Source organism: Nonomuraea roseoviolacea subsp. carminata (assembly GCF_024172185.1).
Classification (GTDB): Bacteria; Actinomycetota; Actinomycetes; order Streptosporangiales; family Streptosporangiaceae; genus Nonomuraea; species Nonomuraea roseoviolacea.
Genome location: NZ_JAMZEC010000001.1, coordinates 564542 through 587990, shown reverse-complemented (window position 1 = coordinate 587990; position 23449 = coordinate 564542). Strand labels below are relative to the sequence as shown.

General features: G+C 73.6%; 22 protein-coding genes. 11 read left to right on the top strand and 11 right to left on the bottom strand.

Going from position 1 to position 23449, the window contains the following annotated elements; all coding sequences use genetic code 11:
* Window positions 1-121: 121 nt before the first annotated feature.
* A complete protein-coding gene (locus HD595_RS02655; protein WP_253781023.1) occupies window positions 122-823 on the top strand; it encodes a lysophospholipid acyltransferase family protein in 702 nt (233 codons plus the stop codon).
* A gap of 16 nt (window positions 824-839) precedes the next feature.
* Here the strand turns inward: HD595_RS02655 and HD595_RS02650 are convergent, their stop codons facing one another.
* A complete protein-coding gene (locus HD595_RS02650; RefSeq protein WP_253765385.1) occupies window positions 840-1295 on the bottom strand; it encodes a MarR family winged helix-turn-helix transcriptional regulator in 456 nt (151 codons plus the stop codon).
* An 84-nt stretch (window positions 1296-1379) separates the two neighbouring features.
* Here HD595_RS02650 and HD595_RS02645 point away from each other — a divergent pair, with 84 nt between their 5' ends.
* On the top strand, window positions 1380-1808 hold the full coding sequence (locus HD595_RS02645) for a DoxX family protein (protein ID WP_253765384.1): 429 nt from the start codon (window positions 1380-1382) through the stop codon (window positions 1806-1808).
* A 331-nt stretch (window positions 1809-2139) separates the two neighbouring features.
* On the opposite strand, the gene mmuM is transcribed toward HD595_RS02645, so the two are convergent.
* Window positions 2140-3015, bottom strand: a complete 876-nt coding sequence (mmuM, locus tag HD595_RS02640; protein ID WP_301309865.1) for a homocysteine S-methyltransferase — start codon at window positions 3013-3015, stop codon at window positions 2140-2142.
* 558 nt (window positions 3016-3573) lie between these two features.
* Between mmuM and HD595_RS02635 the strand changes: the two genes are divergently transcribed.
* Window positions 3574-3738 (top strand): hypothetical protein, encoded by a 165-nt coding sequence (locus tag HD595_RS02635; RefSeq protein ID WP_253765382.1) that lies wholly within the window; start codon window positions 3574-3576, stop codon window positions 3736-3738.
* Window positions 3739-3777: 39 nt separating this feature from the next.
* On the opposite strand, the gene HD595_RS02630 is transcribed toward HD595_RS02635, so the two are convergent.
* On the bottom strand, window positions 3778-6270 hold the full coding sequence (locus tag HD595_RS02630) for a VIT domain-containing protein (RefSeq protein ID WP_253765381.1): 2493 nt from the start codon (window positions 6268-6270) through the stop codon (window positions 3778-3780).
* The gene (locus HD595_RS02625) at window positions 6267-7079 is read right to left on the bottom strand and encodes a helix-turn-helix domain-containing protein (protein WP_253765380.1); all 813 of its coding nucleotides are present in this window, start codon (window positions 7077-7079) and stop codon (window positions 6267-6269) included. The genes HD595_RS02630 and HD595_RS02625 overlap by 4 nt, the downstream gene beginning before the upstream one ends.
* A gap of 105 nt (window positions 7080-7184) precedes the next feature.
* Between HD595_RS02625 and HD595_RS02620 the strand changes: the two genes are divergently transcribed.
* Both HD595_RS02620 and HD595_RS02615 read left to right on the top strand, forming a co-directional pair.
* The gene (locus HD595_RS02620) at window positions 7185-7652 is read left to right on the top strand and encodes a Dps family protein (protein ID WP_253765379.1); all 468 of its coding nucleotides are present in this window, start codon (window positions 7185-7187) and stop codon (window positions 7650-7652) included.
* A gap of 197 nt (window positions 7653-7849) precedes the next feature.
* Window positions 7850-8884, top strand: coding sequence for an alkaline phosphatase PhoX (locus tag HD595_RS02615; RefSeq protein ID WP_253765378.1), 1035 nt, complete (start codon window positions 7850-7852; stop codon window positions 8882-8884).
* Between the two features lie 111 nt (window positions 8885-8995).
* Here the strand turns inward: HD595_RS02615 and HD595_RS02610 are convergent, their stop codons facing one another.
* Window positions 8996-9589 carry a TetR/AcrR family transcriptional regulator gene (locus HD595_RS02610; protein ID WP_253765377.1) on the bottom strand — a complete coding sequence of 198 codons (594 nt, stop codon included), beginning with the start codon at window positions 9587-9589 and terminating at the stop codon, window positions 8996-8998.
* A 114-nt stretch (window positions 9590-9703) separates the two neighbouring features.
* Between HD595_RS02610 and HD595_RS02605 the strand changes: the two genes are divergently transcribed.
* Window positions 9704-12070, top strand: a complete 2367-nt coding sequence (locus HD595_RS02605) for an MMPL family transporter (protein WP_253765376.1) — start codon at window positions 9704-9706, stop codon at window positions 12068-12070.
* 1 nt (window position 12071) lies between these two features.
* Here HD595_RS02605 and HD595_RS02600 read toward each other — a convergent pair whose 3' ends face one another.
* Window positions 12072-12926, bottom strand: a complete 855-nt coding sequence (locus HD595_RS02600; protein ID WP_253765375.1) for a bifunctional helix-turn-helix transcriptional regulator/GNAT family N-acetyltransferase — start codon at window positions 12924-12926, stop codon at window positions 12072-12074.
* Window positions 12927-13020: 94 nt separating this feature from the next.
* Between HD595_RS02600 and HD595_RS02595 the strand changes: the two genes are divergently transcribed.
* A complete protein-coding gene (locus HD595_RS02595; RefSeq protein WP_253765374.1) occupies window positions 13021-13923 on the top strand; it encodes a lactonase family protein in 903 nt (300 codons plus the stop codon).
* Between the two features lie 135 nt (window positions 13924-14058).
* Window positions 14059-15294 (top strand): N,N-dimethylformamidase beta subunit family domain-containing protein, encoded by a 1236-nt coding sequence (locus HD595_RS02590; RefSeq protein WP_253765373.1) that lies wholly within the window; start codon window positions 14059-14061, stop codon window positions 15292-15294.
* A 40-nt stretch (window positions 15295-15334) separates the two neighbouring features.
* On the opposite strand, the gene HD595_RS02585 is transcribed toward HD595_RS02590, so the two are convergent.
* Together HD595_RS02585 and HD595_RS02580 are read right to left on the bottom strand one after the other, a co-directional pair.
* Entirely contained in the window at window positions 15335-16120 is a 786-nt protein-coding gene (locus tag HD595_RS02585) for a Clp protease N-terminal domain-containing protein (RefSeq protein WP_253765372.1), read from the bottom strand.
* 31 nt (window positions 16121-16151) lie between these two features.
* Entirely contained in the window at window positions 16152-16799 is a 648-nt protein-coding gene (locus tag HD595_RS02580) for a TetR/AcrR family transcriptional regulator (RefSeq protein WP_253765371.1), read from the bottom strand.
* 112 nt (window positions 16800-16911) lie between these two features.
* On the opposite strand from HD595_RS02580, the gene HD595_RS02575 reads away from it, so the two are divergent.
* Together HD595_RS02575 and HD595_RS02570 are read left to right on the top strand one after the other, a co-directional pair.
* Window positions 16912-17211, top strand: coding sequence for a putative quinol monooxygenase (locus HD595_RS02575; protein ID WP_253765370.1), 300 nt, complete (start codon window positions 16912-16914; stop codon window positions 17209-17211).
* Window positions 17212-17450: 239 nt separating this feature from the next.
* The gene (locus tag HD595_RS02570) at window positions 17451-18476 is read left to right on the top strand and encodes a 6-phosphofructokinase (RefSeq protein ID WP_253765369.1); all 1026 of its coding nucleotides are present in this window, start codon (window positions 17451-17453) and stop codon (window positions 18474-18476) included.
* A gap of 163 nt (window positions 18477-18639) precedes the next feature.
* Here HD595_RS02570 and HD595_RS02565 read toward each other — a convergent pair whose 3' ends face one another.
* Window positions 18640-19455, bottom strand: coding sequence for an MHYT domain-containing protein (locus tag HD595_RS02565; protein WP_253765368.1), 816 nt, complete (start codon window positions 19453-19455; stop codon window positions 18640-18642).
* Between the two features lie 53 nt (window positions 19456-19508).
* Window positions 19509-20618 (bottom strand): MHYT domain-containing protein, encoded by a 1110-nt coding sequence (locus tag HD595_RS02560; protein WP_253765367.1) that lies wholly within the window; start codon window positions 20616-20618, stop codon window positions 19509-19511.
* Window positions 20619-20835: 217 nt separating this feature from the next.
* On the opposite strand from HD595_RS02560, the gene thiI reads away from it, so the two are divergent.
* Window positions 20836-22032, top strand: a complete 1197-nt coding sequence (gene thiI / locus HD595_RS02555; protein ID WP_175599430.1) for a tRNA uracil 4-sulfurtransferase ThiI — start codon at window positions 20836-20838, stop codon at window positions 22030-22032.
* A 108-nt stretch (window positions 22033-22140) separates the two neighbouring features.
* Here the strand turns inward: thiI and aroF are convergent, their stop codons facing one another.
* A complete protein-coding gene (gene aroF, locus HD595_RS02550) occupies window positions 22141-23172 on the bottom strand; it encodes a 3-deoxy-7-phosphoheptulonate synthase (RefSeq protein ID WP_253765366.1) in 1032 nt (343 codons plus the stop codon).
* Window positions 23173-23449 lie beyond the last annotated feature (277 nt).

The window sequence follows — 23449 nt, the reverse complement described above, 5'->3', positions numbered from 1 at the left end:
CGGAACTGCCCGATCGTCGCACGATCCCGGGGCTTTGTGCGAGAGGTGGTGTAGGAGCATCGAGTCTGAGATGCGAAGATGACGTTGCTCACACATGAAGCGCAGAGGAAGAGGTGGCCGGGTGTTCTACTGGGTGGTCAAGGCCATCTTGGGGCCGTTCCTCCATCTCATCTTCCGTCCCTGGACGGAGGGTGCGGACAACGTGCCCCGGCAGGGGCCGGTGATCCTCGCCGGCAACCACCTGTCGTTCGCCGACCACTTCTTCGGCCCGCTGCACCTGCGCCGCAAGGTCATCTCGCTCGGCAAGTCGGACTACTTCACCGGCCGGGGCGTCAAGGGCTTCTTCACCCGGCTGTTCTTCAGCGGCGTCGGCACCGTGCCGATCGACCGCTCCGGCGGCAAGGCCAGCGAGGCGGCGCTGCGCACCGGCCTGCGGGTGCTGCGCGAGGGCCAGATCCTCGGCATCTACCCCGAGGGCACCCGCTCGCCCGACGGCCGCCTGTACAAGGGCAAGACCGGCGTGGCCCGGCTGGCGCTGGAGTCGCGGGCCCCGGTCATCCCGTGGGCCATGGTCAACACGTTCGAGATGATGCCCCCGGGCCGGGCGCTGCCCAGGCTCGGCATCCGGCCGGGCGTCCGGTTCGGCAAGCCGCTCGACTTCTCCCGCTACTACGGCATGGAGGACGACCGGCTGGTCCTGCGCGCGGTGACCGACGAGATCATGTACGCGCTCATGGAGCTGTCGGGCCAGGAGTACGTCGACAAGTACGCGGCCAGCGCCAAGGTCGAGATGGAGCGCGCGGCCCGCGCCGCCAAGCACTGACCGTCGCCGCGGCGGGCTACTCGCGCAGAGCCCGCTCCGTCCTGCGCATGGCCGTGGTCATGACCTCCAGCTCGTCGCGGGTGAGCCGGTCGACGAGGTAGGCGCGCACGACCGCGAGATGGCCGGGGGCCACGCGTTCGAGACAGCGCAGGCCTGCCTCGGTGAGCACCGCGAGCACGCCCCGGTCGTCCGACGGGCAGGTCGCGCGCTCCACGAGTCCCGCCCGCTCCAGGCGGGTGATCTGGTACGTCAGCGCGCTCTTCGACACGACGACGCCCCGGGCCAGCTCCGTCATGCGCATCTGCCGGTCCGGGGCGTCCGCCAGCCGGACCAGGATCTCGTACTGCGGATGCGTCAGCCCGGCCGCGGCCTTGAGCTGCTCCTCGATGCGCCTCTCCAGCAGGTGAGAGGTGGACAGGAAGGCGCGCCACGCCGCCATTTCCGTGTCGTCTAGCCACCGGGTGTCCGTCACGGCCCAAGTGTACTTGTTGTTCAGATTTGAACTACCTTGGTATATTCGTTCAAATCTGAACGAACCAACACCTGAGGAGACCGCATGATCGACCAGGCGCGCCCCGTCGCCCTGCTGCTCGCCCGGGTGGCGCTCGGCGTCATCTTCCTCGTGCACGGCTACCAGAAGTTCGCCGTCATGGGCCTCGCGGGGGCCACGAAGTTCTTCGAGTCGATCGGCGTCCCGATGGCGGGCGTGGCGGCTCCGGCCATCGCGGTGCTGGAGGTGGCGGGCGGCCTGGCGCTGATCCTCGGCGCGGCCCTGCCGATCGCGGGCACGCTGCTGGCGCTCGACATGGTCGGGGCGATCGTGTTCGTCCACGGGGCCAGCGGGTTCGGCGTGGACAAGGGCGGTTACGAGTTCGTGCTGTCGCTGGCGGCGGGGGCGCTGGCGGTCGGCTTCACCGGGGGCGGCGCGCTGGCCCTGGACTCCCTGCTGCGCCGCCGCCGCACCCCGGCCGGCGCGACCGCCTGAGGCGCCCTTTCGCGGGGTGCCGGCTCGCCGCCCCGCTTGTCCCGCCGGAACGGGCAGCGGCAAGGCCGCCTCTGACCGTGAACGCGTCCGGGGTCATCGCGGGAGCGACTCCACTCGCCCGGATCTCGGGAGTGATCGTGCCGTTGCTCCGCGGGCCCAGGAGTAGGCCCTTGGCGGTCACGGCCCCCTGGTGACGTCCGCCCGCCGTGGGCCGCGCTCACCTCGCGGTGGGCAGCGGCCCCGTGGGGGCCGGCCAGAGACGGCCTTGCTTCGTCATGCCAAGGCCTGGTCCCCGTTCCGGACCTGGCTGGAGACCAGCCAGAAGCCGGGGTCAGGACAGGTGGGTGCGGATCTGCCTGATGTGGTCGGGGGTGGTGCGGCAGCAGCCGCCGATCAGGGACGCGCCCGCCCGCTCCCACTCCTTGGCCGCCTGGCCGTACTCCACCGGGTCGGTGAGCCCGAGCCAGCGGCGGTTCGCCGCGTCCCACGTCTCGCCCGAGTTGGGGTAGACGACCACCGGCAGGCCACCCGACAGGGCGGCGATCACGCCGGGCACGTGGCGCGGCGCCGTGCAGTTGGCGCCCACGGCCACGACCTGCGGGTCGCCGGTGAACAGGGCCGCCGCCTCGCGGATGGGCGTGCCGTCGCTGATGTGCTCGCCGTCCCGGCAGGAGAAGCTCACCCACGCCTTGAGCCCCGGCGTCTCCTTCAGCAGCCGGGCCAGCGCCCGCGCCTCCGCGTACGACGGGATGGTCTCGCAGGCCAGCAGGTCGGCGCCGGCCGAGGCGAGGATCTCCCAGCGGGGCCGGTGCCAGGCGAGCAGGCCCTCCTCGCCGAGGTCGTAGTCGCCGGTGTACTCGGCCCCGTTGGCCAGGTAGGCCCCGTACGGGCCGACGCTGGCGGCGACCAGCCCGCCGCCCGCCTCGTCGCGGGCCTGCGCGGCCAGCTCGACCGAGAGCCTGATGAGGCGCTCGGCCTGGGCCACGCTCGCGCCCCGCCGGAGGAACCCCGGGATCGACGCCTGGTAGCTGGCCGTGGTCGCCACGTTCGCGCCCGCCGCGAAGTAGTCGGCGTGGACGCGCCGGATCAGGTCGGGGTCTTCCATCAGCAGCCGGGCCGACCACAGCTCGTCGCTCAGGTCCGCGCCGAGCGCTTCGAGGTGGGTGGCCAGACCGCCGTCCAGGACAAGAGTGCTCACACGCTCCAGCCTATGGGCCGCGGCGTACCGGACCGGACGGTGCGCGGATTTTCCGGGATGCCGATGGAGGCGCGATTTCCGGGTCAACCAGGAAAAGCGACCTCCCCCCTTTATGCGGAAATTTCCGTGATTATGGGTGCGGTGTGCGCCGGGCGCTGATGCGGCCGGGGGAGCGCTTCTCCGCAGGTCGCACGGCGGGAGGCGGGAACGGGCGCGGCCGCCGGATGTCACCAGGCCGGGTCCGGCCGAGTTCGGGACTGTTTTGGCGTGGTGTCACAGCGTGCCGCCACGGCGGCGGATCGTATCCGGTCTTCTCCCGGAATTCACGGCATTTTCCCAGCAAAGAATTATGCCCGGCCGGCCCGCGGGCCCGTGCGCCATCGCCCGGGGGCTCTTGTCGTCACCCGTGACAGGCGCGCGCGTTCGATCGGGGGCGACCCGGTCCCGAGGAGCCGCCCCGCCGCAGATCTACCTGGGACCGGCCTGGGTCAGGCGTGCCGGTCATCCGGCCCCGGCCGGCCTGGGGGAGGTCCGACGACGGACGACCCACGACGACGGAAGGCTCTCATGCGAGCGACCCTGATCTGCGGCGCCGGTGATGTGCGCGTGGAGGACGTGCCCGACCCCGTGCTGCTGGAGCCCACCGACGCGATCATGGCCAGGCTCGACGACCTGCCCCCCGCCGCGGGTGACCACCACGGCGAGGAGCGGATGCGGATGATCGAACGCTGACGGGCACCCCCTCGCCGCGGAGCGGGGTGCCCGTCAGTGTCAGCCGCGCTTCCAGAAGGGCCCGCGCCGCGGCTCGGCCGGGGAGCCGCCCCCGCCCGTCTCCGGGGCGGGACCGCCGGTCAGCGACGTGAGCACCTCGACCGCGTGCCGTCGCAGCTCCGCCAGGTCCGTCCCCGGCCGCTCGGCCGCCTCCAGCTCCCGCGCCAGGGCCGACAGCTCCGCGTGATCCCCCAGGTACGCCGACAGGGCCGCCAGCCGGGAGCCCAGGTCGGCGAGGTACAGCGCGTCGGCCACGGGCAGCGCCCTGAGCCGGTCGAGCTCGGCCACGAGCTGTCCCCGTACCGGCTCCAGCCCGCGCGGGGCGCGGCGGGGTGGACGCGGCACCGCGCCCGGCCGGCCGAACACCGGCCCGCGCGGCCCCACCGACCCGCCCGACGAGGCGCCGAACCCGCCGGCGTCGTCCGGCGCGGAGCCGGGAGCGGAGGGGGCAGCCCCCGCGACCGGAGCGCCCGAAGGCGACGGGGCGGCGGGCGGGCTCATCGGGGCCCCCTGCTCCAGCGCCGCCTCGAACGACGGCGACGACGCGCGGAACCGGCCCGGCGCCGCCATCACGGCGGCCTGCGCCACGAACCCGGGCATCGACGGCGGCGACGGCATCTCCCAGCCGCTCGGTGGCTCGACCGGCTGGATGACCCGGTGCTCGGGGCCGCCCTCGGTCACCGCCCTGCTGTCCACCGCGACGTACGCCGTGAACCTGCACAGGACGCCGTACTCCAGCGAGACCCGGACGATCTCCGCCTCCAGCCCGTGCTCGCCCATCGCGTACCGGTCCTCCAGCGCGCGCAGGTGCGCCCGCGCCCACACGGCGCGCAGCGCGGGGTTGTCCACGGCGGTCGCGGTGACCTGCCGCTCCCACGGCTCTCCCGCCGCGAGCCCCCGCACGGTCACGGTCGCGTCGCCCGGCTCGACGTCGCCCGGTTCGACGTCGCCCGGTTCGACGTCGCCCGGCTCGACGCGTCGCAGGCGCCCGTACGCCCGCAGCGGCACGCCCGGGAAGATCGAACCGAGGTGCGTGACCGTGCCCGGCTCCGTGTCGAGGCCCTTGAGAGCCAGGTCCGTGACCAGGGGCGCGCCGATGCGCCGGTGGATCTGCTCCATGGCGGCGTCGAGCCGGTCCTCCGACTCGACCAGCTCGCACCGGCCCGCGCCGAGCCCGGCGAGCCTGCCGAGGAAGCCGGCGTTCACGGCGCGGTCGATGCCGACGGCGTGGACGCGCATGGCCGACAGCGCGCCGCCGGCCTGCTCCAGGATCTGGTCCTCGTTGCCGACCTGGCCGTCGGTGACGAGGACGAGCACGCGCTCGCGGCCCTCGGCGGGCGGCAGCAGCCGCACGGCCTCGCGCAGCGGCTCCAGCAGCTCGGTGCCGCCGCGGGCGTCCACGCGGGCGAGGTGCTCGACGGCGCGGTACCGGTTGCGGTCGGACGCCTCCACGAGCCCCTCGAACGGCTGCTCCACCACCGAGTCGAACGTCAGCACCGCGAACCGGTCGGCTGAGGTGAGCGTGTCGACGATGCGCGCGGCGGCCCGCCGGGCGGCGACCATCTTCCACCCGCCCATGCTGCCCGAGCGGTCGAGCAGCAGCACCAGGTCGCGCGGGGCGCGCGGGGCCTCCAGGGCGGGCGGGACGACGGTCAGCGCGAACGTCCCCCCGCCGTCGCCCTCGCCGTTCGTCTCGCTCGTGTCGATCCGGAGGGAGGTCGAGGCGTCGAAGGCCAGCCTGAGGACGAAGTCGCGGTCCAGCCGCTCGCCGGGGCGCAGGCGTACGGTGTGGCCGTCCTCCTCGACCACGTGCAGGCTGGAGGAGACCTCCCGCAGGTCCAGGCCGGCGGGGTCGAGGGTCACCGCAAGCGACAGCCGCACCGGCGCGGGGAAGCCGGGCAGCAGCACCGGCGGGGTGATCCGCGAGGCGTCGGGCACCGCCCCGGTGTCGGGCGCGGTGCCGTCGCCGGCGGGGGCGCCGTCGAGCGGGGCGCCCGGGATGTAGCGGGGCGCCACCACCAGCGGGAAGCGGAACGTGGCCGCGCCGTCCTCGTACGGCAGCGGCTGGCTGAGCGACATCCGGACCGTGACCCGCTCGCCGGGCAGGATGTTGCCCACCCGGATCGTGAACACGTCCGGCCGCTCCTCCTCGGCGATCGCCGCGCGCCGGCCCTCGCGCAGCGCCCGGTCGTAGTCGGCCCGCGCCTGCCCGCGCTCCTTGAGCACGCCGTCGATGACCCGGTCGTCGGCCTCCATCCGGAACGCGGTCACGGCCGCCCGGTCGGGGAGCGGGAAGACGTACGTGGCCTCCAGCGTGACGTCGAACGGGTTCCGGAACTCCTGGGCCACCTCGACCCCGGCGACGAGACCCGAGACGGCGGCCGTGACGTCCACGCTCTCCAGCGGCAGGTTGCCCCGGTCCGTGCGCAGCGCGCCGAACCCGGCGTCCGGCACCGGCCGGCACCGTCCGGGCTCGAGTGGAACGATCTTCATGCGAGCTTCCTCTCTTCGAGCACCGCCAGCAGCGGGGCGGCCGCGCCGAGCACGGCCTGGACGTCGTCGGTGGAAGGGACGCGGCCGGAGCCGTCGAGCACCAGCGTCACGCCGGGCGCGAGCCTGATCCCGCGCACCAGCCCGCCGGGCGGTTCAGGTTCGGGGGCGGGGGCGGGGGCGGGATCGCGCCGGCGCGGCTCGTCGTCGCGGGGCGGAGCGGGGGAGGGGGCACGGTCTCGCGGCGCCCGCGCCCAGAACCGGTCTGGCGCGGGCTCGCGTGAGCCTTCCGCCGTGCGCTCGCGGGAGGCTCCCCCTGCCCGTTCGCGCGCGGATCCCTCCGTCCGGCCGCGCGCGGATCCCTCCGTCCGATCGCGCGCGACTCCCTCCGTCCGTTCGCGGGAGGCTCCCTCCGGCCGGCCGCGGGAGGCTTCGGCCGCCCGGTCGCGGGCGGCTTCCGGCCCGTCGTCAGGGCGGGACGCCGAGGCGGCCTGTCCTGGGTGCTCCGGCTGGGCGGCGCCCTCCAGCATGGCGTCCGTCGCGCCCGCCAGCGCCACCTGGATGTCGGCGATCGACAGCCCGGCCGCCTGGAGGCGCTTGACCGCCACGAGCTGGAGCAGGTGGCGCCGCCCGTAGCGGGCGATCCGGCCGCGCCGGGACAGCGGCGGGTCGACCAGGCCGATCGTCGTGTACCACCTGATCAGCCGCTCGCCCGGCACCTCGCGCACCCGCCCGTTGCCGTTCGGCCCGCCGGCGCCCAGCAGGCCGGCCGCCCGCTCCGCCAGCTCGCCGATGGTCCAGGTCTCCTCCATGCCACCACGATGACACTGTCACTGTTGCAGTGTCAATCCAGAGGATTAAAGCGCCATATTTCGTGCAGGAGAGCAGAGATGTCGTACAACGGGGAGGAAAACATCATGGCTCCGATCACCGGACCCCTTTCGGGCGAGGCGAAGAGCACGGTCGCCGAGTGCCTTCAGGGCACCCTGGTCGACCTCATCGACCTGTCGCTCGTCGCCAAGCAGATGCACTGGAACATCGTCGGCACGAACTTCCGCTCGGTGCACCTGCAACTCGACGAGCTGGTCTCGCTGGCGCGCGAGCACGCCGACACCGTGGCCGAACGCGCGGCGGCGCTGGGCATCAACCCCGACGGCCGCTCCTCCACCCTGGCCAAGAACACCAAGCTGGCGCAGCCGGAGAACGGCTGGATCGAGGACGGCAAGGTCGTGGCCACGGTCGCGGACATCCTCGACGGGATCGGCCGGCGGCTGCGCGAGCGGATCGAGGCGACCGAGGAGCCCGACCCCGCCAGCCAGGACATCCTCATCGCGATCGCCCAGGACATCGACAAGGAGCGCTGGATGTTCCAGGCCCAGCGCTGACCCCGCCGGTCAAGCCCGGAGCCCCGCGCGGCCCCGGGCTTTTCCGTGCCGGACGCCGGGACAGGGGGAAAGCCGTGGGCGATATGCACGGATGCGACAGGCCGGTGGGCCGGGGTTCGCGTGCTGTTCGGCGGCCGGGATCCCGCCATTCATGTCCGTGCTGTCGACTAGCGTGGACCCAGAGGGAGGCCTGACCCATGTCCCGCAAGACTCTCCTCCGCACGGGCCCGCTCCGCCGGGAGGCGGCCGGCCCGTACGGCCCGCTCGCCCCGTACGGCGGCGACGGGCTGGTCCTGCCCGCCGGGTTCACCGGCCGGGTCGTGGCCCGCTCGGGCCGCAAGGTGGCTGGGCTGACCTGGCACGCGGCACCCGACGGCGGCGCCTGCTTCCCCGACGGCGCCGGCTGGATCTACGTGTCCAACTCCGAGCTGCCCCTGCTCGGCGGCGCCTCGGCCCTCCGCTTCGCGCCGGACGGCACGATCGCCGACGCCTACCGCATCCTGTCCGGCACCGATCTCAACTGCGCCGGTGGCGCCACCCCCTGGCACACCTGGCTGTCGTGCGAGCTGGGCCACCGCGGCCGGGTCTTCGAGTGCGACCCGTACGGCGCCCGCGCCGCCCGGCCGCGCCTGGCCATGGGCCGCTTCCGTCACGAGGCCGCCGCCTGCGACCCCGACCGCCAGGTCGTGTACCTCACCGAGGGCGAGCCCGACGGGTGCTTCTACCGGTTCGTGCCGGGCGACTGGGGCGACCTGACCGAGGGGCGACTGGAGGTGCTGTGCGTCTCCGGCGGCTGGCGGCCGGTGCCCTCGCCCGCCGCGTTGCTCAAGGCCGCCCGCCACCAGGTCGAGGACGCGCGCCGCTTCGACGGCGCGGAGGGCTGCCACTACGCTGGCGGCGTCTGCTACTTCACCACCAAGGGCGATCACGGCCTGTGGGCCTACGACGCGCAGACGTCCACGCTGGAGCGGCTGTGCGGAGGCGTGCGGGCCGTCACCGCCGCGCCCTCCGGCGACCTGTACGTGACCAGGGACACGATGGGCGTCGACGTCATCACCCCCGACCGGGCGATCGCCCCGTTCCTGCGGCTGGAGGGGCACGCCGGGGCGGAGCTGGCGGGGCCCGCGTTCTCGCCCGACGGCTCGCGCCTGTACTTCTCCTCCCGCCGCGGCCCGGCCGGCGAGCCGGGCGACGGCCACACCTTCGAGGTGACCGGCCCCTTCCGGCCCTGACCTCCCGGGCCGGCTCCTTCCGGCCCTGACCTCCCGGGCCGGCTCCTTCCGGCCCTGACCTCCCGGATCGGGCCCTGACCTCCCGGGCCGGGCCCTGAGCTCCCGGACCGCTCAGGCCAGGTAGCGCACCAGCATCACCTTCAGCTCGGCCACGAGCGCGTCCGCCCGCTCCGGCGCGGCCGTCGACACGAGCGGCATGACGGCCTTCACGGCGGCCACCGCCATCGTGCCGAGGGTCAGCGCCCGCTCCGGCTCCAGGCCGGGGGAGCGCCGCAGCAGCATCCGCGCCACCTGGCCGGCGATCGCCTCGTGCAGCCGTCCCGCCGCGGTGGCCAGCCGGTCGCCGGTCGCCGAGCCGTACAGCAGCGCCCAGTAGGCGGGCGAGCGCGTCTTGAACGCCACGCTCTCGTCCACGAGCCGCCCGACCAGCGCCTCCAGCGGCACCTCCGGCGTGACCTCGGCCAGCCGGGTCGCCCAGAACTCCTCCCGCTCGTCGGTGTAGCGGGCCACCAGCCCGTCGAGGATCTCCTCCTTGTTGCGGAAGAACTGGTACAGCGAGCCCGGCGACATCCCGGCGCGGGCCGCGACCTGGTTGGTCGTCATCTCCGGGTAGCCGACGTCGGCGATCACCAGCTCGGCCGCGTCGAGGATCTCGGCCATGCGCCGGAGCCCCCGCGCCTGCCTGCGCACCGCGCGCTCGGTCACGACGGCCTCCGGACGCGACGGCATCCCGCGTTGACAAATGCGAGCATTTACTTGTATTCCTGAGCCTCGTAGGACAGAACACGAGTAGATTACCGACTTTTCCGGGGAGCCCGCATGACCAACCCGACCGCGCCCGTGGTCCCGGACACCGGACCCGCGCCGGCCGCGCCCGGGGACGGGCCGCCCCTGCGCCGGCTCGGCCGCCTCCTCGCCCGGCGGCGCCGCGCCGTGCTCGCCCTCGCCCTGGCCCTGTTCGTGGCCGCCGCGGCGCTCGCGGCCGGCGCGGTGCCGCGCCTGTCGCTGGCCCGGTTCGACGCTCCCGGATCCGAGTCCGACCGGGCCCAGGCCGAGCTGGCCGCCCGGTTCGGCACCGGAAGCCCCGACCTGGTCTTCCTCGTCACGGCGCGGACGGGCACCGTGGACGACGCCGCCGTCGCCGAGGCGGGCCGCCGGCTGACCGCCCGGGTCGCCGCCGCGGAGGGCGTCGCCGAGGCCGCCTCGTACTGGACCCGGGGCGGCTCCGCCACCCTGCGCAGCGAGGACCGGCGGCACGCGCTGATCGTCGCGCGCGTCCCCGGTGACGCCGGCCACGTCCGGCAGGTCGTGCTGCCCCGCCTGGTCCCCGACATCACGCGGGGCGACGCGCTCCTCCAGGTGCGGGCCGGAGGGGGCGAGGAGGTGTTCCGCCAGACCGTGCCGCTGGCCCGCCAGGACTTCGTCCGCGCGGAGATGGTCGTCTTCCCGCTGGTGTTCGTCCTGCTCTGGCTCTACCAGCGGCGGGTCGCCGCCGCCCTGGTGCCGATCCTGGCCGGGGTGTACGCCATGGTCGTCGGGCTGGCCCTGTTGCGCGGGGTGCTGGCGTTCGCCGAGATCTCCACCTTCGCCCTTAACCTGACGCTGGCGATGGGCCTCGGGCTCGGCGTCGACTACTGCCTGTTCATGATCGCGCGCTTCCGCGAGGAGACGCGGCGCGGGCTCGACCGGGTGGAGGCCGTGGCCGCGGCCGTCGAGCACGCGGGGCGCACCGTGCTGTTCAGCGGGCTCACCGTGGCCGCCTCGCTGGCGGTGCTCTTCGCGCTGCCGTTCGGGTTCCTGCGCTCGTTCGCGTACGCGGGCATCGCGGTGGTGCTCGGCGGGACGGTCGCCGCCGTGCTCGTGCTGCCGGCCGTCCTCGCCTCCGCAGGCGGGGCGCTGCTGCCGAGGCGGGCCGCGCCGGAGCGGGAGGGCGGGTTCTGGCACGGGCTCGCGACGCGGGTCATGCGCCGGCCGCTGGTCTTCGGGGGCCTGGCGGCCGGGCTGCTGCTCCTGCTCGCCTCGCCGTTCCTCGGGCTGCGGTTCGGGGTGGCCGACGACCGGATCCTGCCGGTCTCCGCCCCGGCCCGGCAGACGCAGGAGGTCATCCGGCAGGGCTTCCCCGCCGAGGAGACCGACGCCATCCAGGTCGTCTCCCGGGCGGCCGCAGGGCCGGCGGACGGCTCCGCGGCCGTTCAGGGTGGCGGCGGGGCGGACGCTTCCGCGGCCGTCCGGGGTGGCGGCGGGCCGGTGGACGCCTACGCGGTGGCTCTGTCGCGGCTGCCCGGGGTGGCCCAGGTCGACTCCGCGGCCGGCTCATACGCGGCCGGGCGGCGCGTCGGCGCGGGCGACCCGGCCCGGTTCGCCGGCCGGGCCGGCACAGGCGGCACAAGCGGCACAAGCGGCACAAGCGGCACAAGCGGCACAAGCGGCACAAGCGGGACAAGCGGGACAGGCGGCACAAGCGGCACAAGCGGCACAAACGGTACCTGGCTGTCGGTGGTGCCCTCGGCCGAGGCGCTGGCCGGCGATCCGGTGCGGCTGGTCGCGGCCGTGCGGGCCGTCCGGCCGCCGTTCCCGGTGCTGGTGGGCGGCTATCCGGCGGAGCTGGCCGACTACCGGGCCTCGGTCGTCGGCCGGCTGCCGCTGGTCCTCGGGCTGATGCTGGGCGTCACGTTCGTGCTGCTGCTCGCCATGACCCGCAGCCTGCTCATCCCGGTCAAGGCGAGCGCGCTGAACCTGCTCAGCCTCGGCGTGATGTTCGGCGCGCTCGTCTGGGTCTACCAGGACGGGCACCTGGCGGGCCTGCTCGGCTTCACGCCCACCGGCAGCCTCGACCCGAGCATCCCCATCCTCATGCTGTGCGTGGCCTACGGCCTGTCCATGGACTACGAGGTGTTCCTGCTGTCCAGGATCGAGGAGGAGTACGCGAGGACGGGCGACACCACGCGGGCCGTGGCGGCCGGGCTCCAGCGGGGCGCCCCGCTGATCACCGCGGCGGGCGGCATCCTGGCGCTGTCCTTCGCCGCGTACGCCACGGCGGAGGTGACGTTCGTGCAGATGCTCGGCGTCGGCATGGCGGTGGCGGTGCTGGTGGACGCGACGGTGATCCGGGCGGTGCTCGTGCCCAGCCTGATGCGCCTGGCCGGGCCGCTCAACTGGTGGCCGGGCCGGCGCCGCGGGCGCTGACTCACAGGTCGAGCGTCCAGATCTCGTCCACCACCTCGACGCCGTTCTCGACGCCCCTCTCGCTGGACTCGTGCACGAACCCCACGCGCGCGTAGATGCGCCGGGCGCTGTCCAGGCACTCGCGGGTCCACAGCGTGATCCGCTTGTAGCCGCCCGCGCGGGCGTGGCGCACGCACTCCTCGACCAGCCGCCGCCCGAGGCCGAGCCCCCGGGCGGACGGCTCGACGAGCAGCATCCGCAGCTTGGCGGTGCCGTCGTCCACGTGCTCGAAGAACACGCAGCCCAGCCGCTCGCCGCCGGCCTCGGCGATCCAGCCCGTGTCGCGGCCCGCGAAGTCCAGCTCGCCCATGAGCCGGGCCACGAGCTGCTCGAACGCGAGGCCCCAGCCGTACTCGCGGCTGTAGAGGTCGCCGTGCCGCTGGACGGCCCAGCCGAGGTCGCCGACGCGCGGCGCCCTGATGACGAACGGCTCGCGCTCCCGCTCGCCGCCGATCAGCTCCCTGATCGTGGCCATCGCGCTCACCAGCCGCTCCTGCCCGGCCTCGGGCAGGGCGGCCAGGAGCTGCTCGATCTCCTCGGCCGACAGGGCGTCCAGGTGCCGGTACGTGGCGACGCCGGTCTCGCTCAGCCGTACGACCTGCTTGCGCGCGTCGCCGGGCGAGCGCTCGCGCGCCAGCAGGCCGTCGCCCTCCAGCCGCGACAGGATGCGGCTGAGGTAGCCCGCGTCGAGCCCGAGCAGCCCGCGCAGGTCGCCGGTCTCCATCGGCTCGCCGTGGTGCGCCAGCTCGTACAGGACCCTCGCCTCGGTGAGGGAGTACGCGGAGTCGTGCATCCCGGCCTGGAGAACGCCGATCACCTTCGTATAGAACCGGTTGAAGGCTCTGATCTCAGAAACCCTTGCTTGGGTCAATGAATTCATTGCTCCAGTCAACCATGAGAGGACGCTTGTCGTGAAGCACCTGTACATCGGCGGATACGGCCCGGGCATCGTCACGGGTGACGGCGAGCTGACCCGCATCGCCTCGCCGTCCTTCCTGGCCGCCCACCCCGCCCTTCCGGTGCTGTACGCGGTGGGCGAGCTGGCGCAGGGGTGGATCACCGCGCTGCGCGCCGGGAACGGCCTGTCGCCGCTGGCCGAACGCCCCAGCGAGGGGCACACGCCGTGCCACGTGGCCGTCCACCCGTCCGGCGCGCTGCTCGCCGTCGCCAACTACGGCGACGGCACCGCGAGCATCCACCGCCTGGACGAGCGGGGCGCCTTCACCGGCCAGGCGATCGCCCTGCGCCACAAGGGGTCCGGCCCCGTCGCCGACCGCCAGGAGGGCCCGCACGCCCACCAGGCGGTCTTCCACGAGGACGTCCTGCACATCAGCGACCTCGGCACCGACGAGATCCGCCGCTACACGCTCGACGGCGAGCCCCTGGAGCCGCTGCGCCTGCCGCCCGGCACCGGCCCGCGCCACATGGCCTTCGCCGGGTCGCGGCTGTACGTGGTGGGGGAGCTCGACGGGGTGGTCACCGCCATCGACGGCGACGCGCGGTTCACGGGCCTGGCCTCGCGGGCGGGCTCCGGCAACCAGCCGTCCCACCTGGAGGTGCACGGCGAGCACGTCTACGTGGCCAACCGGGGGCCGGACACGATCTCCGTGCTGCGGGCCGAGGACCTGACGACGGTGGCGGAGGTGCCGTCCGGCGGCGCCTGGCCGCGCCACTTCGCCGTCGACGGCGACCGGATGTACGTGGCCAACCAGCACGCGGACGTGGTGACGGTGTTCGCGCTGGAGGACGGGGTGCCGGCGCCGACGGGGGAGACGTACCGGGTGGAGAGCCCGGGCTGCGTCCTGCCGGTGTGACGGGCCGCGGCGGCACACGCGTCGTGACGGGTCGCGGCGGCACACGCGCGTGACGGGTCGCGGGTGGGCCGTGGGGCCGTAAGGAGTCGGTCAAGTGGCCGGCTGTCGGGGGCGGCGTCGTGACGATGGGGTTCCGTGCGTACCTCCCCGGGCGCTGCGGCGCCCTCGTCCCGCCGGGTCCCGTCGCGCCCTCCGCGGACGCTCAGGCTGCCGGCGGCCGGGCTCGCCCTGACGCTGGCCCTCGCGCCGGTCGCCGGCTGCGGCGCCGCCGCCGTGCCGCCCGGATCGCGTCCCACGCCCGCCGCCGCCCCATCCCCGACCGCCGCCGGTGCCGTGCCCCCGACCGCGGCGGGGCCGAGCCCGGAAGCAGGCCGGGGGACGGTCGCGGACAAGGGCGCGGACCCGGGGACGGGCGCCGGGGCCGCCGGGCCGGTCCCCGGACGACGGCAGGTCCGCCAGGTCCGGCGGGCCGCGTGGCGCATCGGCGCCGAGGGCGGCGAGCACGAGATCGAGGGGTACGCCGACCGGGTCAGCGTGCTGCCGGGTGAGCGGTTCCGGCTGCTGGTGTCCACGACCGCGCCCGGCTTCACCGCGCGCGCCTTCCGCATGGGCGCCCGGCCCGAGCTGGTGTGGCGGTCGGGGAACGTCCCGGGGACGCGGCAGGCCGGGCCGCTCACGGTCGGGGGCATGGTGACGGCCGCCCACTGGAAGCCGTCGCTGACCGTGGACACCACCGGCTGGCGGGAGGGGGTCTACCTGGTCCGGCTGGACGCGTCCACGGGCGGCGCCCGGTACGTGCCGATCACCGTGCGCTCCTCGTCGGCGCGTGGCCGCGTGGTGCTCGTCAACGCCGTCACCACCTGGCAGGCCCACAACCGGTGGGGAGGACGGGACCTCGCGGAGGGCGGGACGCGGGCGCCGAAGGTGACGTTCGACCGGCCCTACGACGGGACGGGCGCGGACTTCTTCACCGCCTACGAGCGGCGCGCCGTCGCCCTGGCCGAGCGGAGCGGCGCGCCTCTGGCGTACCTGACCAGCGTGGACCTCACCCTCGGCGCGTTGCGCGGCGCGCTGGCGGTGGTGTCGCCCGGGTGGGACGCGTACTGGTCGCCGGAGATGCGCGCCGCCCTGACGCGCGCGGGTCGGGACGGCGCGGACCTGGCCTTCCTCCACCCAGGCCCGGGCCGCACCCGCATCGGCCTGTACGGGAGGCTGATCCGCTGCGAGGGCCCGTGCCCCCGCTGGCGGACGCCGGGGCCGCCCCGCACCTCCCTCGGCCTGCACGCCCTCCTGCACCGGATCACCCGGGGGCCGGCCCCCGGCCCCCGCCTCCTCCCGACCCCCACCCCGGCCCCGACCGGCGCGGCGTAGGCCCCGCGCCGGGGTGTTCTTCGGGGGAGGGAACGGCCGGTCAGGTGCGGTCGCGGAGGATGGCGGCCAGGAGCTCCTTGATCTCGCGCTCCGCCGCTTCCTTGGTCACGCCGAGCCCTTCCAGCACCGTCACGACGGGATGCGCCCCCGGGGCCTCGCCGAGCGAGAGCACGCCCAGCAGCACGTGCTCGGTGCCGACGTAGTTGTGCCCGAGGTGCAGCGCCTCCCGCAGCGTCAGCTCCAGCGCCTTCCTGGACAGGGCGGAGAACGGCGGCCCTCCGGCGGCTCCCGCCGCTTCCTCCGAGTCGGCGGGGGGCGTGGGGGCCGCGGAGGCGTCCCCGTGCGCCTCGCCGGAGGACGTGAGGGCCTCCATCGCCTGGCGCACCGTGTCGGGCGACGCGCCGAGGGCGTCCATCGCGCGCACGGCCAGGCACTGCGGCTCGCTCAGCAGGCCGAGCACGAGGTGTTGCGGCTCGATGTGGCCCGCCCCGCCGTCCCGGGCGAGGGCCTGGGCCGCCACGATGACGGCCCGGGTGCGTTCGGTGAAGCGCCCGTACGAGCGCAGGTCCTCGGCGAGCGAGGTCTCCTTGGGCACGAAGCGCTTCTGCGCGGCCTGCTTGGTCACGCCCATGCTGCGGCCGATGTCGGTCCAGGAGGCGCCGGCGTGGCGGGCCTGGTCGACGAAATGGCCGATCAGGTGGTCGGCCACCTCGCCGAGCTGCTCGCCGAGCACGACGGCGTCGGTGAGCTGCCGCAGCGGGTCGCCGTCGGGGTGACGGCTCTTGATCGCGGTGATGAGTTCGCCAAGACGAACGATCTGATCCATGCGTCAACCATAGGTTGACGACCTACGAACGTCAACCGCCGGTTGACGAGGGGGTGTCCGAGGGGCGGCACAGGGCGTGCTCCGCGGCGTCGGCCAGCAGGGCGGCGACGGTGTCGGCCGGCAGCGACCGTCCGCTGTGCAGCAGGTCGAAGGCGTCGAAGCTGGTGTGCAGCCAGAGCAGGTGGCCGGCGTCGCCGGCGGTGAGCCCGTCGCGGAGCGCGCCTTGGTCGTGCAGGCGCCGGGCCAGGTCGTCCATGCCCTGGGCGCGGCCGTCCTCCAGGCGGCGGACGGTGCCGCCGACGGCGTCGGCGTCGAGGTGGGCCATGGAGAACAGGGCGCGCAGGACGTCGCGGTGCGCGGCGTACATGCGCACGTTTCCGGTGATGCCGTCGCGAAGACCGCGCCGGGCGTCGGGTTGCAGGACGGCGCCGACCATGTCGGTGAAGCCTCCGCGGTGGAGCAGGTCCATGCCGAGCGCGTCGAACAGGCCCGCGCGCGATCCGAACACGGTGTAGATCGTCGAGCGGGACACCTCGGCGAGCTTGGCGACCTTGTCCATGCCGACCTGCTCGGAGGGGGCTTCGATCAGGCACTGGTAGACGGCGTCCAGGATGCGCCGCCGGGTCTGGTCGGCGGCCTTGGCCCGCAGTCGCTGCTCGTATTTGCGCGTGGGAGGCATGCCGGTGAGCCTAGCATTTGGCTTGACAATGCGTCCGACCAAATACAGCATGTTCATCGAAATGCAGGCTGTCCGACCAAAAGCGGCCTGTCCTACTCCAGGGAGTCCCGCCATGCGCGTGATGATCAGTTACACCGTCCGGCCGGAACAGGTCGATCGCAGCCTCGACCTGCTGGCCGAGGTCTACGCCGATCTGGAGCGCACGCGACCGCCACGGCTCCGTTACGAGACCTTCCGCCTGGAGGGCACCGGCCGGTTCGTTGCCGTCATCGAGTCCGACGGCGGTCCGGCCGAGGCCGCCCACCATCACCTGCCCTCCTTCCAGCGCTACCGGGCCGCGCTGAACGAGATCTGCGCCCGGCCGCCGACCGTGACCCACCTGGAGTCGGCCGGGACCTACCGGTCCGGGTGATCGGGTCCGCGAGCCGAGCCCCGCTCGGGGTTTCGGTCGGCGCCCGGCACGGGCATGACCTGGGGTGCCAGGCATGGGCGCCAGGCCCCCTCCGGCTCGCCCGGAGGGCCGACACGCTCGTGGAATACCGCGCCGCGCGGGTCGCCGATCAGTACGCTCCCGTTTGGTCTAGACCAGTGCCCGCGGATGTGGGCACAATGCGATCCTGGTCGTGTGAAGCCCATCGGGAGGAACCCGCCATGCGTATTGGAGTGCTCACCGGAGGGGGCGACTGCCCCGGTCTCAACGCCGTCATCAGGGCCGTCGTCCGCAAGGGCGTGAGCGTCTACGGCCACGAATTCGTCGGCTTCCGCGACGGCTGGCGCGGGCCGCTCGAGGGCGACACCATGCCCCTGGACATCCAGGCCGTACGGGGCATCCTGCCGCGCGGCGGCACGATCCTCGGATCGTCGCGCACCAACCCCATCAAGATCGAGGGCGGCGTCGACCGCATCAAGGACAACCTCGCCTCGGGCGGCGTCGACGCGCTCATCGCCATCGGCGGCGAGGACACGCTGGGCGTCGCCCGTCAGCTGTTCGAGCGCGGCGTCAAGGTCGTGGGCGTGCCCAAGACGATCGACAACGACCTGTCCGGCACCGACTACACCTTCGGCTTCGACACGGCCGTCAACATCGCCACCGAGGCCATCGACCGGCTCCACACGACCGCCGAGTCCCACCACCGGGCGCTGATCTGCGAGGTCATGGGCCGCCACGCCGGGTGGATCGCGCTGCACGCCGGCATGGCGGGCGGCGCCAACGTCATCCTCATCCCGGAGAAGCCGTTCGACATCGACCGGGTCTGCGAGTACGTCGAGTCGCGCTTCCGCACCCGCTACTCGCCGATCCTCGTGGTCGCCGAGGGCGCCCATCCCCTGGAGGGGCAGATGGCGCTGCAGGCCGGCGAGCTCGACGCGTTCGGCCACGTACGGCTGGGCGGCATCGGCGAGGTGCTGGCCAAGGAGATCGAGAAGCGCACCGGCAAGGAGGCCCGCACCACCGTGCTCGGCCACATCCAGCGCGGCGGCACGCCCACCGCGTTCGACCGGGTGCTGGCCACCAGGTTCGGGCTCCAGGCCATCGACGCCGCCCACGAGGGCGACTTCGGCACGATGGTCGCGCTGCGCGGCACCGACATCGTGCGCGTCGGCCTGGACGAGGCCACCTCCGAGCTCAAGACCGTCCCGGTGGAGCGGTACGCCGAGGCCGAGGTGTTCTTCGGCTAGCGGCGCCTTCGGCGGCCTGTAAGCCGCCTGCAAGCGGCGGGCCGTACCTTCGCTGCCAGGGGGTCGCCGACGACCCCCTTCGGGGTACGGCCTGCGCCGCGGCGAGTTGGCGGCCCACTACGCGACGCAGGCCGTACCCAGGGGACGTCCCACGGGGGTGGCGTCATCCACGGGGCGTGCCGAACGAATCCGGTTCCGGCTCGCCCCTCTCACCCCTCAGCATGCGCTCCCGGAACTCCATCTCGGCGAGCACCTCCCGCTCCGACGGCGACAGCAGCACGGCCAGCAGCAGTCCCACGGTCACCACGCTCAGGCCGACGACGAGCGGCAGCAGGAAGTCCCCCGCCGCGGCGCCCCCGAGGGGCGTCTCGTCCGCGTGCACCTCCACGGCCATGGCGTGCATGCCGGTGTAGTGCATGCCGGAGACGGCCACGCCCATGACCAGGGCGGCGCCGGTCGTGCGCAGGGCGCCCCGGACGCGCAGCGCGAACCACAGCGCGGCCGTCGCCGCCGCGACCGCGATCACCACCGACAGCCCCACGACCACCGGGTCGTAGGAGACGTGCCCGGCCATGCGCATCCCGGCCATGCCCAGGTAGTGCATGCCGGCCACGCCGAGTCCGGTCAGGACGCCGCCGCCGACGAGGGACGAGACGCGTTCGCCGCCGTGGAAGACGAGGAACAGCCCCATGCCCACCACCACGACGGCGAGCAGCGCGGAGGCGGCGGTCAGCGGCAGGTCGTAGTGGATGTCGGTGCCCTCGACGGCGAAGCCCGTCATCGCGATGAAGTGCATGGTCCAGATGCCGGTGCCGCCGATGGCCAGCGCGGCCCCCACCAGCCAGTACCGGCCCTCCTTGCCGCCGATCAGGCGGGCCCGGGCGGTGAGCAGCAGACCGAGCAGAGAGCCGACGCTGGACATCGCGTAGGCGAGGACGGGCGTGAGCAACCCGTGCGAGAACTGGTCGATCGGCGACATGAGCCCCCCTCGGCAATTCCTGGAGTATCGGGGCTCGGGCCGACCGAAATCAACTACCTACGGCGAGATCGTGATCTCTTTCCGGATTGTTGCTGCTGGGGGGCCGGGCTCTGGCCGCCCTGCTGGGGCTGCGTACCGGTCTGGCCGGGGAAGGGGATGACGGGCGCGTTCTGGCCGGGCGCCGCCTGGCCGTCGGGATACGGCTGTCCGGAGTAGGGCTGTCCGGGGTATGGGGTCCGCTGCGCCCCGGGGGTGAAGGCGCCGGGAGCTCCGGCCATGGAGCCGTCGGGGACGGGGGCGGCGAGCACCGGCCCCCGCTGCGGGCGCCGGCCGGTGGCGAGGGGAGCGGCCTCGGCGAGCGAGGTCTCGGTGAGCTGCTGCCGGTTGCGGCGGCGCATCTCCAGCCGGCGCGTGAGCTCGGCGTCCTCGCTCATCTCCTGCTCGGAGGGCGACAGGATGACCATGAGCAGCATGGTCAGCGTGATCAGGCTGATCACGGTCATCAGGGGGACCAGGAAGTCGAGCGCGTCGGCACCGGGCACGACGGCGGCCTCGGGGTCGACCGTGACCCGTAGCGCGTACATGCCGGTGTAGTGCATGCCGGAGACGGCCACGCCCATGATCAGGGCGGCGCCGAGGATCCAGATCGGGCGCGTGACCCGCACGGTGAACCACAGGGCGGCGGTGGCGGCCACCACGGCGATGACCACGGAGGCGATCACGGTCGCGCGGTCGTAGGAGACGTGCGCGGACATGTTCATCGCGTACATGCCGAGGTAGTGCATGCTCGCCACGCCGAGACCGGTCAGCAGGCCGCCGCCGAGCAGGGCGATCGCCCGCCCGCGGCCGTAGGAGACGAGGAACAGGCCGGCGCCGACGACCACGATGGCGACGGCGGCCGAGGCGGCGGTGAGGGGCACGTCGAACCTGATCGGGGTGCCTTCGACCTGGAAGCCCATCATCGCGATGAAGTGCATGACCCAGATGCCCGTGCCTCCGATGGAGACGGCCGCCCCGAGCAGCCAGCGCATCCGTGAGGCCCCGCGCGAGGCGCGGGCCTGGACGGTCAGCCGCAGTCCGAGCATCGAGCCCATGCACGACATCACGTAGGCCAGGATCGGCGTGATGGGTCCATGGGTGAAGTGGTTAACAGCGGAAGACATTCGGTGGAGTTCCTTGCATTAGGGGTCACCGGATTGTGCCAGTTGTCCTGTCCTATTCGCATGGATACCCCGACTATCTGTCAATCGGGCGTGTCGATAACGTGAGAGACCCTCACGCCCGCCGCCGGCCGAAGAGAGGAGGCCGGCGGCGGACTAAACTCGATGGGTCGCGGGATCGCCCGCGGTGCGCGTCCCTGTCTTCCCCGGAGGTTCCACCATGACGATGTCCGCCCTGGGCGAGCCGTGCGTTCTGCTCAAGCTGGGCGAGATCGTCCTCAAGGGTAAGAACCGCGAGCTGTTCGAGCGGCGCCTGATCGCCAACATCCGCCACGCCCTCAAGGAGCTCGGCCTGGAGCTCGACGTACGCAGGCGGCACGGCGTCGTCGCGATCTTCCTGCCGGCGGGCTCGACCCCCGAGCAGGCCGAGGCCGTCGCCCGGCGGGTCGCCGACGTCCCCGGGCTGGTGTGGATCCACCCCGCCTGGCGCGTGGCCAAGGACCCCGACACCGTGCTCAAGGCGGGCCTGGAGCTCGTGCGCGACACCGACGAGGTGCGGCGCCGCGCGCCGTTCGCCGTGCGCTCCCGCCGCCGCGACAAGCGCTTCCCGCTGCGCTCCAACGAGCTCGACCGGCTCGTCGGCGGCGCCATCAACGACGAGTACGGCCTGCCGGTCGACCTGAAGCGGCCCGAGCTGACGGTGCACATCGAGGTCGACCGCGACGAGGTGTTCGTCTTCACCGGCGGGCTGCCGGGGCAGGGCGGCCTGCCGGTCGGCAGCAGCGGCCGGGCGCTCGTGCTCATGTCGGGCGGCATCGACTCGCCGGTGGCGGCCTACCGCATGATGCGGCGCGGCCTGCACGTGGACTTCCTGCACTTCTCCGGCATCCCGTTCACCACCTCCGAGTCGATCTACAAGGCGTACGCGCTGGTGCGCAAGCTCGACCGGTTCCAGGGCCAGTCGCGGCTGTGGGTGGTGCCGTTCGGCAAGGCGCAGCAGTCGATCCGCACCTCCGGCCAGGACCGGCTCGCGGTCATCGCCCAGCGGCGGCTCATGCTCAAGACGGCCGAGGAGGTCGCCCACCGCATCCGCGCCGCGGCGCTGATCACCGGCGACGCGCTGGGCCAGGTCTCCTCGCAGACGCTGGCCAACATCACCGCCCAGGACCACGCCGTCGACCTGCCGATCCTGCGCCCGCTGGTCGGCTGGGACAAGACGGAGATCATGGCCGAGGCGCGGCGCATCGGCACGCTGGAGATCTCCGAGCTGCCCGACGAGGACTGCTGCAGCCTCCTCGCCCCCAAGCGGGCCGAGACCCGGGCCAAGATCGAGGACCTCAAGCAGATCGAGAAGCGCCTCGACGCCGAGGAGCTGGCCGTCCAGCTCGCCGACTCCATCCAGGAGTACACGCTCTAGCGAGAAGTCCCGCCGTGTCCCAGGGGCCGGTACGGCGCGTGCCCGCTCGTGGCGGGGGCTGCCGTACCGGGAGAGCATCGCTGGGTGGCGAGCCGCCGGAAAGGACCGTCAGACGGTCAGGGGCGCCGCGGCCGACTTGCCGAGCAGCGGCGGCAGGTCCCGCATCACCGTCGCCAGCTCGTCCAGGTCGCCGTCCACCAGCGCCTGCGGGCCGTCGCACAGCGCGAGCTCCGGCTGCGGGTGCACGTCGATGATCACGCCGTCGGCGCCCACGGCCACGGCGGCGCGCGTCAGCGGCAGGACCAGGTCGCGCCGCCCGCCCGAGTGCGACGGGTCCACGATCACCGGCAGGTGCGACAGGCGCTGCGCGACCGGCACGGCCGAGACGTCCAGCGTGTTGCGGGTGGCCGTCTCGAAGGTGCGGATGCCCCGCTCACACAGCACGATGTCGAGGTTGCCGCGCTGCGCGATGTACTCGGCGGCCATGAGCCACTCCTCGATCGTGGCGCTCATGCCGCGCTTGAGCATCACCGGCTTGCCGGCCTCGCCCACGGCCTGGAGCAGCCCGAAGTTCTGCGCGTTGCGCGTGCCGACCTGGAGCATGTCGGCGTACGAGGCGACCAGCGCCACGTCGTGCGCGTCGACCACCTCGGTCACGACGGGCAGGCCCGTCTCCTCCCGCACGTCGGCCAGGATCCGCAGGCCGGCTTCGCCGAGCCCCTGGAAGGCGTACGGCGAGGTGCGCGGCTTGTAGGCGCCGCCGCGCAGCAGCGTCGCGCCCGCCTCCTGTGCCATCCGGGCCGCGCCCAGCGTCTGCTCGGGCGTCTCCACCGCGCACGGGCCCGCGATCAGCGTCACGGTGTCGGGCCCGATCGGCACGCCGCCCACGTGCACGGTCGAGCGCTGCGGATGGTTCTCCCTGCTCACCAGCTTGTACGGGGTCGACACGCGCATCACGTCCCGGACGCCGCTCATCCCGCGCAGGCCCGCCGCGTCGAGCTGGGTGACGTCGCCGACCAGCCCGACGATCGTGCGCCGCACGCCCCGGCTCACGAACGCCTCGACCCCCGCCGCCCGCGCGACCGTCACGATCGACTCGACATCCTCCCGCGTGGCCTCCGGGCCCATCACGATGACCATCTGCTCGCTCCTTGTCAGAGAAGTGCTCTTGTCGGGGAAACTTCCGGGAAACACGAAAGGCCCCGGGTCCTGTGAGGACCCGGGGCCTTTCGTTCGCCTGTCTGCTAGCGCAGCGTCAGATGGCGAACGGACTCGGGTCCGTCGCCATACCAAAACAGGAACGCGGTGCGCATAGGCCGCAATACTAGCGCACCTCCGGGGAACAGGGACCGCACCCGGGCGCGGGTCACCCGCGGCCCGGTGGGAGGATGGCTCCGGACCACGAGACCGTGCGAGG